This is a genomic window from Enterobacter sp. R-1.6.2 (assembly GCF_035064085.1).
In the GTDB taxonomy this organism is placed as follows: Bacteria; Pseudomonadota; Gammaproteobacteria; order Enterobacterales; family Enterobacteriaceae; genus Enterobacter; species Enterobacter asburiae_B.
The window spans coordinates 1-16,495 of record NZ_JASEYI010000007.1 but is presented as its reverse complement, the minus strand read 5'-3'; the positions used below and the strand labels follow the sequence as shown (position 1 = coordinate 16,495).

The 16,495-nt window shown below is 56.2% G+C and carries 14 protein-coding genes; 1 reads left to right on the top strand and 13 read right to left on the bottom strand.

The window, feature by feature from the left end; all coding sequences use genetic code 11:
• Nucleotides 1–32: 32 nt before the first annotated feature.
• The 13 genes from rnr to nnr form a co-directional block, all read right to left on the bottom strand.
• Nucleotides 33–2,477 (bottom strand): ribonuclease R, encoded by a 2,445-nt coding sequence (rnr, locus tag QMN93_RS09460; protein ID WP_023310140.1) that lies wholly within the window; start codon nucleotides 2,475–2,477, stop codon nucleotides 33–35.
• Nucleotides 2,478–2,515: 38 nt separating this feature from the next.
• On the bottom strand, nucleotides 2,516–2,941 hold the full coding sequence (nsrR, locus tag QMN93_RS09455) for a nitric oxide-sensing transcriptional repressor NsrR (protein ID WP_023334253.1): 426 nt from the start codon (nucleotides 2,939–2,941) through the stop codon (nucleotides 2,516–2,518).
• Nucleotides 2,942–3,133: 192 nt separating this feature from the next.
• Nucleotides 3,134–4,432 (bottom strand): adenylosuccinate synthase, encoded by a 1,299-nt coding sequence (locus tag QMN93_RS09450; RefSeq protein WP_024907332.1) that lies wholly within the window; start codon nucleotides 4,430–4,432, stop codon nucleotides 3,134–3,136.
• 104 nt (nucleotides 4,433–4,536) lie between these two features.
• Nucleotides 4,537–4,734: a DUF2065 domain-containing protein gene (locus QMN93_RS09445; RefSeq protein WP_003855996.1), complete on the bottom strand. Its 198-nt coding sequence runs from the start codon at nucleotides 4,732–4,734 to the stop codon at nucleotides 4,537–4,539.
• A gap of 71 nt (nucleotides 4,735–4,805) precedes the next feature.
• Nucleotides 4,806–5,810 (bottom strand): protease modulator HflC, encoded by a 1,005-nt coding sequence (gene hflC, locus QMN93_RS09440; protein ID WP_023334250.1) that lies wholly within the window; start codon nucleotides 5,808–5,810, stop codon nucleotides 4,806–4,808.
• A 2-nt stretch (nucleotides 5,811–5,812) separates the two neighbouring features.
• A complete protein-coding gene (hflK, locus tag QMN93_RS09435) occupies nucleotides 5,813–7,072 on the bottom strand; it encodes an FtsH protease activity modulator HflK (RefSeq protein WP_045402256.1) in 1,260 nt (419 codons plus the stop codon).
• 56 nt (nucleotides 7,073–7,128) lie between these two features.
• Entirely contained in the window at nucleotides 7,129–8,409 is a 1,281-nt protein-coding gene (gene hflX, locus QMN93_RS09430) for a ribosome rescue GTPase HflX (protein ID WP_023310136.1), read from the bottom strand.
• Nucleotides 8,410–8,483: 74 nt separating this feature from the next.
• Entirely contained in the window at nucleotides 8,484–8,795 is a 312-nt protein-coding gene (gene hfq / locus QMN93_RS09425) for an RNA chaperone Hfq (RefSeq protein WP_023334248.1), read from the bottom strand.
• Between the two features lie 85 nt (nucleotides 8,796–8,880).
• Nucleotides 8,881–9,831, bottom strand: a complete 951-nt coding sequence (gene miaA, locus QMN93_RS09420; protein WP_182382939.1) for a tRNA (adenosine(37)-N6)-dimethylallyltransferase MiaA — start codon at nucleotides 9,829–9,831, stop codon at nucleotides 8,881–8,883.
• The gene (gene mutL, locus QMN93_RS09415; RefSeq protein ID WP_182382938.1) at nucleotides 9,824–11,668 is read right to left on the bottom strand and encodes a DNA mismatch repair endonuclease MutL; all 1,845 of its coding nucleotides are present in this window, start codon (nucleotides 11,666–11,668) and stop codon (nucleotides 9,824–9,826) included. The genes miaA and mutL overlap by 8 nt, the downstream gene beginning before the upstream one ends.
• A 9-nt stretch (nucleotides 11,669–11,677) precedes the next feature.
• Complete coding sequence (gene amiB / locus QMN93_RS09410) at nucleotides 11,678–13,018, bottom strand: N-acetylmuramoyl-L-alanine amidase AmiB (protein WP_033144462.1); 1,341 nt, start codon at nucleotides 13,016–13,018, stop codon at nucleotides 11,678–11,680.
• A 16-nt stretch (nucleotides 13,019–13,034) separates the two neighbouring features.
• The gene (gene tsaE / locus QMN93_RS09405; protein ID WP_013095283.1) at nucleotides 13,035–13,496 is read right to left on the bottom strand and encodes a tRNA (adenosine(37)-N6)-threonylcarbamoyltransferase complex ATPase subunit type 1 TsaE; all 462 of its coding nucleotides are present in this window, start codon (nucleotides 13,494–13,496) and stop codon (nucleotides 13,035–13,037) included.
• The gene (gene nnr / locus QMN93_RS09400) at nucleotides 13,489–15,012 is read right to left on the bottom strand and encodes a bifunctional ADP-dependent NAD(P)H-hydrate dehydratase/NAD(P)H-hydrate epimerase (protein WP_182382937.1); all 1,524 of its coding nucleotides are present in this window, start codon (nucleotides 15,010–15,012) and stop codon (nucleotides 13,489–13,491) included. The genes tsaE and nnr overlap by 8 nt, the downstream gene beginning before the upstream one ends.
• Here nnr and queG point away from each other — a divergent pair.
• The gene (gene queG, locus QMN93_RS09395; protein WP_182382936.1) at nucleotides 15,011–16,150 is read left to right on the top strand and encodes a tRNA epoxyqueuosine(34) reductase QueG; all 1,140 of its coding nucleotides are present in this window, start codon (nucleotides 15,011–15,013) and stop codon (nucleotides 16,148–16,150) included. The genes nnr and queG overlap by 2 nt on opposite strands.
• Nucleotides 16,151–16,495 lie beyond the last annotated feature (345 nt).

Genomic DNA, 16,495 nt, shown 5'->3' with positions numbered 1-16,495 from the left:
CGCTGGGGAGAGGGTCAGGTTGAGGGGAGAATTTACTCCGCCTGCTTTTTCTTGGCCGCGCGCTTCGCTTTGGTGGCGGCAGCGATTTTCTGCGTTTTCGCGGAAGGTTTTTTCGCTGAACGGGCTTCTTTCTTCGCCGCCTTCGGCTTCTGTTTCTTCTCGCCGCGGAACGCGCTGTCCGGCTCGAAGTTTACCTTCTTGCCCGCCTGACGACGTTTACCGCCGCCCGGTTTACCGTTACCGGTTTTTTTCGCCCTTTCACGCTCGGTTTTACCGACGTTACGCGGCGCGCGCTCGCTGGAGATTAGGCTGAAGTCGATCTTACGGTCGTCCATATTCACGGCTTCGACCTTCACTTCCACACGGTCGCCCAGACGGTAGGTCTGGCCGCCAGATTCACCAATAAGGCGCTGGCCGACCTGGTCGAAGCGGTAGTAGTCGTTATCCAGGCTGGAGACGTGCACCAGACCGTCGATGAACAGCTCGTCCAGACGAACGAAGAAACCAAAGCCGGTCACGCTGGCAATCACGCCTTTGAAGACGTTACCGACCTGATCGAGCATAAAGTCACACTTCAGCCAGTCCGCCACGTCGCGTGTTGCTTCATCGGCACGACGTTCGGCCATGGAGCAGTGCTGACCCAGCTGCAGCATCTCTTCCATCGAATAGTGGTAGCCACCGGTTTCGGTGGTGTTCCCTTTATGGCCCTGCTCCTGCGCCAGCAGATACTTGATCGCACGGTGCAGAGAGAGGTCAGGATAACGACGGATCGGCGACGTAAAGTGGGCGTAAGACTGCAGCGCCAGGCCAAAGTGTCCGCGGTTTTCCGGATCGTAAATCGCCTGCTTCATAGAGCGCAACAGCATCGTCTGCAGCATTTCTGCGTCAGGACGGTCGCCAATGGACTCCAGCAGCTCAGCGTAATCGCGCGGCTCTGGCTTGTTGCCCCCGGGCAGTTCCAGACCCAGTTCAGCCAGCACGGAGCGGAACGACGTAATGGCTTCCGTGGTCGGCTTATCGTGAATACGGAACAGCGCAGGCTCTTTGGCTTTCTCGACGAAACGTGCCGCCGAGATGTTCGCCAGGATCATACACTCTTCGATCAGCTTGTGCGCATCGTTACGCTGGGTCTGCTCGATACGCTCAATGCGGCGTTCGGCGTTGAAAATGAATTTCGCTTCTTCACTCTCAAACGAGATCCCGCCGCGCTCTTCGCGCGCCTGATCCAGCGTTTTGTAGAGGTTATGCAGCTCTTCGATGTGTTTGACCAGCGGCGCGTATTGTTCGCGCAGATCCTGGTCGCCCTGCAGCATATGCCAGACCTTGGTATAGGTCAGACGCGCGTGCGAGCTCATCACCGCTTCGTAGAACTTGTAGCCGGTTAAGCGCCCTTTGGTGGAGATGGTCATCTCGCAAACCATACAGAGGCGGTCAACCTGCGGGTTCAGGGAACACAGGCCGTTAGACAGCACTTCCGGCAGCATCGGCACGACCTGGGACGGGAAGTAGACCGAGGTACCGCGGCTGCGGGCTTCGTTATCCAGCGGGGTGTGCGGACGGACGTAATAGCTTACGTCAGCGATAGCGACCCACAGGCGCCAGCCACCACCGCGTTTTTTCTCGCAGTAGACGGCGTCATCAAAGTCGCGGGCGTCTTCGCCGTCGATAGTGACCAGCGGCAGGGAGCGCAGATCCACGCGGCCCACTTTGGACTCTTCCGGCACTTCTTCGCGCAGGCTTTCGATCTGATCTTCAACCGCTTTCGGCCAGATGTACGGAATTTCATGGGTGCGCAATGCCATATCAACGGCCATCGTGGTGCCCATGTTATCGCCCAGTACTTCGACGATTTTACCTACCGCTTTGGTGCGACGGGTTGGGCGCTGGGTGAGTTCCACCACCACCACAAAGCCCATGCGGGCACCCATCACCTCTTCAGGTGGGATGAGGATGTCGAAGCTCAGACGGCTGTCGTCCGGCACCACGAAGCCCACGCCCGCGTCGGTAAAATAGCGGCCGACGATCTGGCTGGTTTTTGGCACCAGAACGCGTACCACGCGCGCTTCGCGGCGGCCTTTACGGTCAGCGCCCAGCGGCTGCGCCAGGATCTGGTCGCCGTGGATGCACATCTTCATCTGCTCAGATGAGAGGTACAGATCGTCTTTACGGCCTTCCACGCGCAGGAAGCCGAAGCCATCGCGGTGACCAATGACGGTCCCTTTCAGCAGATCGAGGCGTTCTGGCAGCGCGTAGCACTGGCGGCGGGTAAAGACCAGCTGCCCGTCACGCTCCATCGCGCGCAGGCGGCGGCGAAGGGCTTCAATTTGCTCTTCACCTTCAATGTTTAATTCAACGGCAAGTTCTTCACGATTGGCGGGTTTTTCGCGTTTTGTTAAGTGTTCAATGATGAACTCGCGGCTGGGAATAGGATTCGCGTATTTTTCGGCTTCGCGTTCCTGGAAAGGATCATGTGACATGTCGGTTCCTCCGTTGTCAGCTCCGGTGGAAATTTTCTTCATTCCACCAGCAATAATTTATAAAGCGGTTGATTCTCTTCAACCAAATCGGCCAGCGTGTAGTTATCCAGTTCCATGAGAAAACTTTGCACGGCCTTTGAAAGCGCCTTTTTCAGGCGGCAAGCGGGCGTGATGTGGCAGAACTCGCTGCTGCAGTTCACCAGAGAAAGCGGCTCCAGTTCACGTACCACATCGCCAACACGAATACTCTGTGCCGGTTTACCGAGACGGATCCCACCATTCTTCCCGCGGACGGCAGCAACGTATCCGGCACGACTAAGTTGATTGATTATTTTGACCATATGATTACGGGATACGCCGTAGACCTCTGTCACTTCAGAGATACTGGTCATCTTCCCCTCGGGTAACGACGCCATGTAAATCAGCGCACGTAAGCCGTAATCGGTGAAACTTGTTAACTGCACATCAACCTCAGGAAAAAGGGAAAACGCGGTCAAACCGCAGAGATATTCATTAATGATGATAAACCAGCCAGATAGTTAGCGGCTAATTTATTTGACAGACGGGGCGAAAAAGCGGAGATCCAGGAGCGGTCGCCGGATGGCGCTACGCTTATCCGGCCTACGGGTCTCCCCGCAGGCCAGCAGTCACGAAGATTATGCGTCGAACGGGTCGCGCAGGATCATCGTTTCAGTACGATCCGGGCCGGTAGAAATAATATCGATCGGTACTTCGGTCAGTTCTTCAATACGCTTGATGTAATCCAGCGCCGCCTGCGGCAGGCCGCTACGCTCTTTCACACCGAAAGTGGTCTCAGACCAGCCCGGCATAGTTTCGTAGATTGGCTCAATGCCTTCCCAGTCGTCAGCAGCCAGCGGAGTGGTGGTCACTTCGCGGCCATCTGGCATACGGTAGCCTACGCAGATTTTCACTTCTTTCAGGCCGTCCAGTACGTCCAGCTTGGTCAGGCAGAAGCCAGACAGGGAGTTGATCTGCACTGCGCGACGCACTGCAACCGCATCCAGCCAGCCGGTACGACGACGACGACCTGTGGTCGCGCCAAACTCGTTACCCTGCTTGCACAGGAACTCGCCGGTTTCATCAAACAGCTCGGTCGGGAATGGACCCGCACCCACGCGAGTGGAGTACGCTTTGATGATGCCCAGTACGTAATCCACATAACGTGGACCCAGGCCAGAGCCGGTCGCCACGCCACCTGCAGTGGTGTTAGAGGACGTTACGTACGGATAGGTACCGTGGTCGATGTCCAGCAGCGTACCCTGCGCACCTTCGAACATGACGAAATCGCCACGCTTGCGCGCCTGGTCCAGCAGATCGGACACGTCAACAACCATACCGGTCAGAATGTCAGCGATCGCCATGACGTCATCCAGCACTTTCTGGTAGTCAACAGCGTCAGCTTTGTAGAAGTTCACCAGCTGGAAGTTGTGATATTCCATCACTTCTTTCAGTTTTTCAGCGAAGGTTGCTTTGTCGAAGAGGTCGCCCACGCGCAGACCGCGACGTGCAACTTTATCTTCGTAAGCCGGACCGATACCACGACCGGTGGTGCCGATCGCTTTCGCGCCGCGCGCTTTCTCACGCGCTACGTCCAGCGCCACGTGATAATCCAGGATCAGCGGGCAGGCTTCGGAGAGCAGCAGACGCTCACGAACAGGGATACCACGGTCTTCCAGACCTTTCATCTCTTTCATCAGCGCAGCAGGAGACAGCACAACGCCGTTACCGATGATGCTGGTGACGTTATCACGAAGAATGCCTGATGGAATAAGATGGAGGACGGTTTTTTCACCGTTGATTACGAGAGTATGGCCTGCGTTGTGACCGCCCTGGTAGCGTACAACATATTTAGCCCGTTCAGTCAGAAGATCAACAATCTTCCCTTTACCTTCGTCACCCCATTGGGTGCCCAGTACGACGACGTTGTTACCCATTTTTTTCAAAATCACCGTTTGCTTAAAAATGGATTCTACCATCGCTTTTTCAGATATACAGCACTTTTTGACCTCAAAATACGCCGATTGCGTCTACTTTTTGATCAGCCAATCGTTTTCCTCAACATGTAGTAGATCACGATGCCCGCAACCACAAGACCGCCGCCAAAACGACGCAAAATATTATCCGGCAGCTGGCTCATCGTGGCGATCATTCGGCGCCAGGCACGCGGATAAAGCATCGGTCCAAGACCTTCCAGCACCAGGACCAAAGCCAGTGCGAGCCAGATCGTTGAATTCATTTTTATTCCTTATAAAAGAAAACCACCGCTCCGTTGGGAGCGGTGGTTTGAATACTCAAACGGACCTGAGTTTATCGCGTTGCGTTAGTCGGCGTCTTCATATAACGGAAGAAATCGCTGTCCGGGCTGAGCACCATCACATCCTGGTTGCTCTGGAAGCTATTCTCGTAAGCGCGCAGGCTACGGATAAAGGCGTAGAAGTCAGGATCCTGGCTGAAGGCATCCGCGAACAGCTTCGCCGCTTCGGCATCGCCTTCACCGCGCAGGATACGGCCCTGGCGCTCAGATTCCGCCAGCGTCTTGGTGACTTCGTAGTCCGCTGCGGCACGCAGCTTCTCAGCCTCTTCCTGGCCCTGTGAACGGTGACGACGGGCTACCGCTTCACGCTCGGCGCGCATACGGTTGTAAATCGCCTCGGACACTTCAACTGGCAGGTTGATCTGCTTGATACGCACGTCAACCACTTCGATACCCAGCGCAGCCATACTGTTCGGGTTGATCACCGGCACTTTACCGTTGGTCTCCGCCTGAACGCGTTCAGCCGCTTTGGCAATCGCATCATCTGCTGCCGGCGTTGAAACTTCATCTTCAGTGCCCGCTGTACCGGAGTTCAGCGCATCGCGTACTTCCAGGGTCAAACGACCACGGGAGTCGGTCACGATGTCTTTCACATCCAGACGACCAATCTCGGAACGCAGGCGGTCAGAGAACTTACGTTTCAGCAGCACTTCTGCCTGAGAAACGTCACCACCGCCCGTTGCCAGGAAGTAACGGCTGAAATCGCTGATGCGCCATTTGATATAGGAATCAACGATCAGGTCTTTCTTCTCTTTGGTCACGAAACGGTCGGCCTGGTTATCCATGGTCTGGATACGCGCATCAAGCGTTTTCACGGACTGAATAAACGGCACCTTGAAGTGCAGACCCGGCTCGTAAATCACCGGGCGTTTGTCGCCGTCACGCACGACGCTGCTGAACTGGAACTTAATCCCACGCTCGCCTTCTTTCACCACAAAGATCGAGGTATAAAGCGCGACCAGTACGATGACGATGATCGCAATAACTGACTTACGCATCCTTATTCCCCCTGACGCTGGTAGTCGTTACGCTGCGCGTTAGCACGGCGTTGGTCCATAATGTCACCATCGTTCGAAGAAGGCGTTGTGTTCGTGCTGGCGCTGCCTGTTGAGGCTGGCGGCAGACGCAGCAGGTTATTCGCTCCGCTGGTGTCGCCTTTCGCTGCTGGCGCAGAACCGCCTTTCAGCATCTGATCCAGCGGCAGAACCATCAGGTTCCCGCCTTTATTGTCGTTAACCAACACTTTGCGGGTATGGCTCAGCACTTTTTCCATGGTCTCGATATAGAGACGCTCACGGGTAATTTCCGGTGCCGCTTTATATTCCGGCAGGATCTTCGCAAAGCGAGCCACTTCACCCTGAGCTTCCAGGATGGTCTGCGTCTTATACGCGCGCGCTTCTTCCAGAATACGCTGCGCCTGACCGTTAGCGCGTGGCTGAACTTCGTTGGTGTACGCTTCTGCTTCACGGATGTACTGCTGTTCGTTTTCACGGGCAGCAATCGCATCGTCAAATGCGGCTTTCACCTCTTCCGGCGGACGCGCAGCCTGGAAGTTGACGTCCAGCAGGGTAATACCCATGTTGTACGGACGAATGGTCTCTTCCAGCTCGCGCTGGGTATCGCTACGAATAACGGTACGACCTTCGGTCAGAATACGGTCCATGGTGTATTTACCGATCACACCGCGCAGGGCGCTGTCGGTCGCCTGACGCAGGCTGTCATCGGCGCTGGTCACGCTAAACAGATAACGCTCAGGATCGGTCACGCGGTACTGCACGTTCATCTCAACGCGCACCACGTTTTCGTCAGAGGTCAGCATCACGCCAGAGGCGGCCAGTTCACGGACGGATTCCACGTTTACCGCGGTCACATCGTCAATGAAGGTCGGCTTCCAGTTCAGACCCGGCTCAACCAGATGGCTGAACTTACCGAAACGGGTGACTACGCCGCGTTCTGCTTCTTTAATGGTGTAGAACCCGCTGGCTGCCCAGATGATGACTACCGCAGCGGCCACGATACCCACTACGCGGCCACCCATTGGCGGGCGCGAACTCTGAGTGGAATTGCCACCCGAGCCAGAACCTTTTCCTCCGCCAAGGCCACCAAGCTTCTTGCTCAGTTTGCGGAAGATATCATCCAGATCCGGCGGCCCCTGCTCGCGACCACCTTTGTTGCCATTTCCCTCAGAGTTGCCGCCAGGTTTGCTGCTTCCCCACGGGTCGCGGTCTTGTCCGTTATTACCGGGCTGATTCCACGCCATGTATATGCTCCATATTTGTTATGCAAGGGCGAATTATTCAGGCATCCCCTTTCTGATCAGACGATATAGTCGACCAGCGCAGGTTCTTGTTTACAGAGGCGACGCCAGTCAACGATCGGCATACGCACCTGCATCCCCACGCTGCCGTCATCCTCCATCCACTCTTTTTCTATCGCCTGAAGCTGATAAAACCGGCTGCGCAGCCTGCCTTCCTGTGGCGGCAGTCGCAGCGTGTGCTGAGCTACCTCACCGGAAAGACGTTCTGTCAAAGCCTGGAAAAGCAGTGGCACACCAATACCGGTCTGGGCAGAAAGCCAGACCCGAATCGGTTTGTTTTCTTCATCTCTGTCGATACGCGGTTCGAAATCGTCCAGCATATCGATCTTATTCATGACCAACAGCGTTGGGATCTCGTGGGCGTCGATCTCTTCGAGCACCACGTTCACCGCGTCGATGTTCTCCTGCACGCGCACGTCTGCCGCATCAATCACGTGCAGCAGCAGAGTCGCCTGTCGCGTCTCCTGCAGGGTGGCTTTAAACGCCGCCACCAGGTCATGCGGCAGGTGGCGGATAAACCCTACGGTATCCGCCAGCACCGTTTCACCGACGTCTGCAACGTCAATACGGCGCAGCGTAGGGTCCAGGGTCGCAAACAGCTGGTCTGCGGCATACACCTGGGCCTCGGTTATCTGGTTAAACAGGGTGGATTTACCGGCGTTGGTATAGCCCACCAGCGACACCGTCGGGATATCGGCTTTGGTTCGCGCCCGACGCCCCTGTTCGCGCTGTTTCTCTACACGTTCCAGACGTGAAAGGATCTGGGTAATTCGGCCACGCAGCAAACGACGGTCGGTTTCGAGCTGGGTTTCACCCGGGCCGCGCAAACCAATCCCGCCTTTTTGTCTTTCAAGGTGTGTCCAGCCACGCACCAGACGCGTTGCCAGATGGCGCAGCTGCGCCAGCTCAACCTGCAGTTTCCCTTCGTGGGTACGTGCACGCTGAGCAAAAATATCTAAAATCAAACCCGTGCGATCGATAACACGGCATTCGCAAAGGGCTTCCAGGTTGCGCTCCTGGGCTGGAGACAGCGCATGATCAAACAACACGACTGACGCGCCGGTTGCTTTTACGGCATCCGCAATTTCGACTGCTTTACCTTCACCAACAAAATACTTTGGGTGCGGCGCTTTACGGCTACCGGTAATCACCTGCATTGCTTCGACACCGGCGGAAGAGACCAGAGATTCAAACTCCTGGAGGTCTTCCATATCTTTGTCTTGCGAAAAATAGATGTGTACCAGCACCGCCTGCTCACCGGCATCATAACGGTCAAACAAGCGTAAACCTCTCTAAAAAGATCAGCGGGGAACGCAGGATCCCTGGCTCCCCGTGTGGATAACAGTGCGAAACCTTATTCGGTCTCGTCGCTGTCCTGCGCCGGCGTTGAAGAACCCTGCGCGCTGCTGCCATGATGGTAGTTACTACCAGTGCCGCCGCCAGCGTTATTGCTGTGATGAGATACCGGACGGGACGGAACAACAGTAGAAATAGCGTGCTTGTAGACCATCTGACTGACCGTGTTTTTCAACAGAATCACAAACTGATCGAAAGACTCAATCTGACCTTGCAGCTTAATACCATTCACCAAATAAATAGAAACTGGAACACGTTCCCGACGCAATGCGTTCAGGAACGGATCTTGTAAAGATTGCCCCTTAGCCATTCTATCTTTTCCTTATATGCTTGTTTTGTACTTAGAACCTTGCGATTCTGAAAAATTGCGCACGATACGTCTCAATTGTACACATTCAGTGAGCGATATCACCAACAACCTCAATCACTTCGTTTAACGCCTGTTGCGGTTTTTCACTGTCTAACCAGTGAACCCCCTCCCAACCGCGCAACCAGGTGATCTGGCGCTTCGCTAACTGTCTCGTGGCGCAAACACCTCTATAAACCATTTCATCGTATGAAATCTCACCTTCAAGATACGACCACATCTGGCGGTATCCCACACAACGAATGGAAGGCATGTCCGTATGCAAATCTCCACGGGCAAATAGCGCCCGCACTTCTGCTTCAAAATCTGAAGCTAACATCTGATGAAAACGCTGCTCAATTCGCTGATGGAGCAGTTCACGGCTCGCCGGGGCGATGGCGAACTGATGCACCTGATACGGCAGAGCGTCTCCTGACGTTTGCGTCAGTTCCGTTAAAGTTTTACCCGAAATGAAAAAAACTTCCAGTGCCCGGGAAAGCCTTTGCGGATCATTTGGATGGATCCGTGCTGCTGCAACCGGGTCAATCTCCGCCAGTTGCTGATGCAAAACGTCCCAACCCTGCTCTGCCGCCTGCTGCTCAATTTTCGCTCTTATTGCCGGATCCGCGGATGGCAGAGGTGACAACCCCTCCAGCAACGCCTTGAAATAGAGCATGGTTCCGCCAACCAACAGCGGTATACGTCCCGTCGCCGTTATCTCGGCCATCTCGGCTAAGGCATCCCGGCGGAAATCCGCTGCGGAGTACGCCTGAGCCGGGTCGAGAATATCGAGCAAACGGTGCGGTGCCGCACGCAACTCTTCTGCGTCAGGCTTCGCCGTGCCGATGTCCATCCCCCGGTAGATGAGGGCGGAGTCGACGCTAATCAACTCTACAGGCAAAACTTTACGCAACTCAATGGCTAGCGCCGTTTTGCCGGAGGCCGTTGGGCCCATTAAAAAAATTGCCTTAGGCAGGCTCGCCTTACTTGCGTCAATCATGTTTCAGGGCGTTCATCGCCGTTTGTAAATCAACAGGTTGTAATAACCCACCCGGCGGCGTTTTCACCAGATGCGGACAGAGGCGTTCTACCTCCGCCAGCACGCTAATGGCCTGCGCCATACTCCACGGCGCGTGTTCGCTTGCCAGATGGCGGGCGATCCACTGCGCGGTGTTGGCGGCATCAAACGACGTTTGCTGCGCCAGGTAGCCTATCAGTTCAGGAATCAAGTTTTGTAAATTTTGTTGGCGTAAGGGTAAAGGCACTGCACGAATTGTCACATGTTGTGGTTCGAGCACAGTTTCAATACCCATTTGCGCCAGCTGCGGCTCTGCGCGCTGCAATACCCTCGTTTCATCAGGGGATATTTTCAGGCGAACCGGAATCAACAACGGCTGCGCGCAGGCTGCATTTTCGCCTGGCGTAAGCTGCATCTGCTTGAGCCAGCGTTCGGCGACCGGCAGGGCCAGAAGCATCAGTTTGCCGTCACGCTCAAGCAGCGCCATATCCGGTGCGATAATCGTCAGCACCCGGCCAAAACTCTGGCTATGACCGTCCAGAGAAGGCTGAGCGGGCGGAATGTGCTCTTTACGCTCCACGGCTGGCGTTTCCAGCAGCTTGCGGTACAACGCTCCCTGCTGCTTCTGATAGCCCGGCTGGGCATTCGGGTAGTTCGCGCCCGTTGGACGCGGTGCGCTCCCGGTCGGGGAGAAACGCGGAGCTTCCGGTTCACGCGCGACGGCAGGCTCAGCAAAATGATTGCGGCCCGCCGCCACACGGTTTTCCGGCAGCGGACGCGGCGCAGGAGCGTCGTTTTCCAGCGGCAGCGTTGGCGCTGCCTGCTGCTGCAACACGGCGGCCACACCCTGATAAATGAAGTCGTGAACCAGACGCGACTGGTGGAAACGCACCTCATGCTTGGCAGGATGAACGTTTACATCCACCTGATGGGGGTCGATTTCCAGATAAAGGACGAAAGCTGGCTGCTGATCGGCCCCGAGTTTGTCTTCGCAGGCCTGGCGAATCGCGTGATTGATGAGACGATCGCGCATCATGCGCCCGTTCACGTAGCAATACTGAATTTCAGAGAACGCAGCACTGCTCGCGTTTGGATCGGCAACCCAGCCGCGTAAAGCCAGATCGCCGTGCTGCCACTCAATGGCCAGAGCCTGTTCCAGAAACGGCGTCCCGCAGATAGCGCCCAGGCGACGCTCTTTCTGTCCGCCTTCCGCCACCGCGCGGTACTGGCGCATCACCTTACCGTTATGGCTGAGGTTGATGGCGACATCGAAACGGGCGAGCGCGATACGGCGAATGATCTCGTCGATATGGCCGAACTCGGTCTTCTCGGTACGCATAAACTTGCGTCGGGCGGGGGTGTTGTAGAACAGATCCAGGACTTCCAGCGTCGTGCCGACAGGGTGCGCCGCGGGTTTGACCGTCACATCCATATCGCGCCCTTCGGCGTAAGCCTGCCAGGCTTCCTGCTGTTCAGCGGTACGGGAGGTCAGCGTTAAGCGCGAAACGGAGCTAATACTGGCCAGCGCTTCGCCGCGAAAACCGAGGCTAATAATCGCTTCCAGATCGTCCAGAGAGGCGATTTTACTGGTGGCGTGACGAGCCAGCGCCAGCGCCAGCTCCTCTTTTTTAATGCCACAGCCGTTGTCGCGAATGCGGATAAGCTTCGCGCCACCGCGTTCGATATCAATATCGATGCGGGTTGCGCCCGCATCAAGGCTGTTTTCCACCAGCTCCTTCACCACCGACGCAGGGCGTTCCACCACCTCACCGGCGGCGATTTGGTTCGCGAGCTGCGGCGGTAGAACCTGAATCGGCATGAATGCTCCTTAGTTGGTCGCGGTCATCTCACCCGGCAGCGCTGCGCTGGCCGTCTGTGCTGAGCCGCTCTGCGGCGCAGACTGCAGAGGATGCGCCTCAAAATATTTACGTAAACCGTTATAAATCGCTTCGGCAATTTGCTGCTGGTAACTGTCGCTTCCCAACAGACGCTCTTCACCGTTGTTACTGATAAAGCCCGTCTCTACAAGGATGGACGGAATATCCGGGGAGCGCAGAACGCCGAGGCTGGCATGTTCCGGACGGCGCTTATGCAGCACGCCAACGCTTTGCAGCTGGTTCAATACGTTAGTGGCGACATCATACCCGACGCGCTGCGAATGACCGAACTGTAAATCCAGCACCGCCTGGCTGAGGTACGGATCGGACTGGCTGTTCGCCAGCACGTCGCCCGCGCCGCCTAACAGTTCAGACTGCTTCTCGTGCTCTTCCAGCCAGTTGGCCATTTCGCTGTTAGCGCGACGGTTCGACAGCACCCAAACCGAGGCGCCGGTCGCGCTACGATTCGGTGCGGCGTCCGCATGAATAGAGACCAGGAAGTTCGCGTTTTGCTTACGCGCCACGTCCGAGCGTCCCATTACGGAGATAAAGTAATCCCCGTCGCGGGTCAATACGCCTTTAAACATCGGGTCGTCATTGAGCAGCGAACGCAGTTTACGCGCGATAGCGATAGTCACGTTTTTTTCTCGCGTGCCGCCAGGGCCAATCGCCCCCGGGTCTTCCCCACCGTGGCCCGCATCAATGGCGATAATCACTTTGTCACCGCTGACCGTCGCGCGTCGCGCGCTGGCCGCAGGACGCGTCACCGTATTGCTGCTGGTTGCCGCAGTAATGCGATCGTTCTGCGATTTAAACGGATTACGCGCAGGTTCAGAAGGACGCGGCGTATACACCGGTTCTTCCACGCGCTTCGCTACGACCGGCGGCGGTGGAGGCGGTGGCGGCGCGTCGGCATTGATGGTAAACACCACCGTATAGTTCGCCCCGTTTTGCTGCTTCACCGCCTTCGTTTTGCCCTTTTCGGTCAGATCAACCACCAGGCGTAACGACTGGCTATCCTGCGGCGTTCCCGAACGGATACTTTTCACCAGATTGTTACCGCTGAACCGCAGCGGTAGCCCCTGGATCACGCCTGTTTGTTTGATATCCAGCGCCACGCTGTGGCTGTCTGGCTGTGAGAACGCATATTCAGGGTCACCCATAAAACTGAACGTGATCCGGGCCTGGCTTTCGCCGTTTGATACCTGAATATCTGAGAGGTTTGCCGCCCCGGCCTGCGCGCACAGCAGCACGGTGGCAGCCAACAACCAACCTTTAACGCGATTTATCATCCCGTCATCCCTACGCTTAACCGGCCAGTCGCGCCAGTAAGGAACTGCCTGATGAGGAAACAGCACTGATGCGCGCCTCACGCCCTTGTGCCTGGTAATCTAAGTGAATTTCGACATCCGGGTCAGGCAGCACACCCGCACCTTGTTGCGGCCACTCCACCAGGCAAATGGCGTCGTTGGCAAAATAATCACGGATCCCCATAAATTCCAGCTCCTCAGGATCCGCAAGGCGGTATAAATCGAAGTGATACACCATGAGATTTTCAAGGGTGTACGGTTCTACCAGCGTGTAGGTTGGGCTTTTCACATTCCCGTTATGCCCTAACGCCTGCAAAAAACCCCGGCTGAAGGTGGTTTTACCCGCACCTAAATCACCATACAGATAAATGACGGTTGCCCCCTGACAGGCCTGCGCCACGCGCTTGCCGAGTTCTAAAGTGGCTTGTTCATCAGGTAAAGGAATCGCTCGATTAGTCATTTTCTACGTCAATCACATCCGGGTTAACAACACGCCGCAGCGTGCAAAAAAGATCGGTGGCCAGCATGCCGCGTGTACCGTAACGCGCGGCCAGTTTATCCGCCGCGACACCGTGGGCCACGCAGCCCGCGCAGGCTGCATCATAAAGGGGAAGTTTCTGTCCAAGCAATGCGCCAATGATGCCGGAAAGCACATCGCCCATGCCGCCGCTTGCCATGCCCGCATTTCCGGCATCAATAATGCCCTGCGTCTCGTCACTGGCGACAACGGTTCCTGCCCCTTTCAAAACAGCAACACCTCCGTAACGTTTTACCAGACGCTGAGCAGAAAGTAAGCGATCGCTTTCAATTTCTGCCACGCTGCAGTTAAGCAGGCGCGCGGCTTCGCCGGGGTGTGGCGTCAGAATGCGATTGTGACGCTTATCGGGGTTTATTGCCAGAAGGTTAAGCGCGTCGGCATCCCACAGCATCGGTTTACGAAAATTCTCGACCTTTTGCAGGGCCTGTTTACCCCATGCCTGCTGCCCAAGCCCGGGGCCAATCACCACCACGTCCGCCCATTCCAGACTTTCTTCAAGCGCCTGAGGCTTAAGCTCATGGACCATCAGCTCCGGTCGGGCCGTAACGATCGGCGCAATATTCTCAATGCGAGTGAGTACTCGCACTAATCCGGCACCGCTGCGCAGAGCCGCCTCGCCGGTCATGCGAATTGCACCTGCCGTACCATGATCGCCGCCAATAATCACCAGCCTGCCGTGATCGCCCTTATGGGACGTCTGCCGGCGCGGCGGGAGCCACGCCGCAAGCTGCGAAGCATCAAAACGCGCGAGGTGCGTTTCCTGCCCGGACAGCCAGCTCTCCAGCCCCAGCGCATGGTGGTGCAGCACGCCAACAACGTCTCGTGCTTTACCGGTCAGTAGCCCCGGCTTGAGGGCGATGAAGGTTACCGTATGTGCAGCCTGAATGACCGCCCCCGGCGTCGCGCCGGTTTGTGCAATCAGGCCAGAGGGAATATCCAGGGCAACTACCGGCGCGGAATGTCTGTTAGCGTGTTCAATAAGGGCGGCAATGTTCTCGCGAGGCGTACTGCGTAGCCCGGTGCCCAGCAGACCGTCAACAATCAGATCCAACTCTTCCGGCCAGACGATATCAGGCGCATGAATCACACCGCCTGCGTTAAGCCACGCCTCCCGCGCCGCGCTGGCCTCTTCAGGCAGCGGTTTATCACTCTCCAGGGCCAGCAACGTCACGCGGATACCTGCCGCAACCGCGAGACGGGCGACGACGTAGCCGTCGCCGCCGTTATTGCCGTGACCGCACAGAATCATCCAGTGGGCGGCCTGAGGGTACGCGCTGCGGGCAACGTTAAACGCCGCCTCCCCCGCGCGCAGCATCAGTTCATAAAGGGTAATCCCGAGGCTGTCTGCGGCCTCTTTTTCGGCGCGCCGGAGGTCATCCGCATGCCAGATGGAATGTGGTATACTTGCGGGGTTTTTCTTCACCGTATGGTCCGTCATGTCACAGCCCCTCGATCTCAATGAATTAGCGCAAAAAATAAAACAGTGGGGTGCTGAGCTTGGCTTCCAGAAGGTGGGCATTACCGATACCGACCTTTCCGCCAGCGAGCCAAAACTGCAGGCCTGGCTGGACAAACAATACCACGGCGAAATGGAGTGGATGGCGCGTCATGGCATGATGCGCGCCCGCCCTCACGAGCTTTTGCCGGGCACATTACGCGTCATCAGCGTGCGCATGAATTATCTGCCCGCCAACGCGGCCTTTGCGCGCACGCTAAAAAATCCCGCTCTGGGTTACGTCAGCCGGTACGCCCTGGGACGTGATTACCATAAGCTCTTGCGTAACCGTTTAAAAAAACTCGGGGAAACTATTCAGCAGCACTGTGTTTCGCTGAATTTTAGACCCTTTGTCGATTCTGCGCCTATTCTTGAGCGCCCGATCGCCGAAAAAGCCGGGCTTGGCTGGACAGGTAAGCACTCACTTATCCTTAGCCGCGACGCCGGATCGTTCTTCTTCCTGGGTGAACTGCTGATTGATTTACCGCTGCCGGTAGACGGCCCGGTAGAAGAAGGCTGCGGACGCTGCGTGGCCTGCATGACCATCTGCCCGACGGGTGCCATCGTCGAGCCTTACACCGTTGATGCGCGCCGCTGCATCTCCTACCTCACTATCGAACTGGAAGGGGCCATTCCAGAGGAATTTCGACCGCTTATCGGCAACCGCATCTACGGCTGCGACGACTGCCAGCTGATCTGCCCGTGGAACCGCTATTCGCAGCTCACGGACGAAGAGGATTTCAGCCCGCGTAAGGCGCTGCATGCGCCGCAGCTGGTTGAGTTATTCGCCTGGACCGAAGCCTGGTTCCTGAAAGTGACGGAAGGTTCGGCCATTCGCCGTATCGGTCATCTGCGCTGGCTGCGTAATGTTGCCGTCGCGCTGGGTAATGCCCCGTGGGATGAAGCCAATATTCAGGCGCTTGAAAGCCGTAAAGGTGAGCACCCACTTCTTGATGAACACATAGAATGGGCGATTGCGCAGCAAATAGAGAAGCGTAATGCCTGCACGATCGAGGTGCAGCTACCGAAGAAACAGCGTCTGGTGCGGGTGATTGAAAAAGGGCTTACGCGGGATGCCTGAACTATTCACAGCCTGTGAATAAAATTACAAACTCAAGCGCCATCTGGGCTGGAGAAGAGGTCAAGTGATCTCAATAACATTTTGAAATGAAAATTTATTTACTAAATACAGCGCGTTACAAAGATATTATTCACCCTGCTAAGTTTTAACCCTGTTACGGTTAAGCGTAGTTTCTGTGGATAACTCTGTTCACAAGAGTATTTCAGAGACAATAGAAAACGTCCCCAACGACTCTTTTCGCTGTGGATATTTTAGAGATAAAGAAGAATTTGGAGCGGGAAACGAGACTCGAACTCGCGACCCCGACCTTGGCAAGGTCGTGCTCTACCAACTGAGCTATTCCCG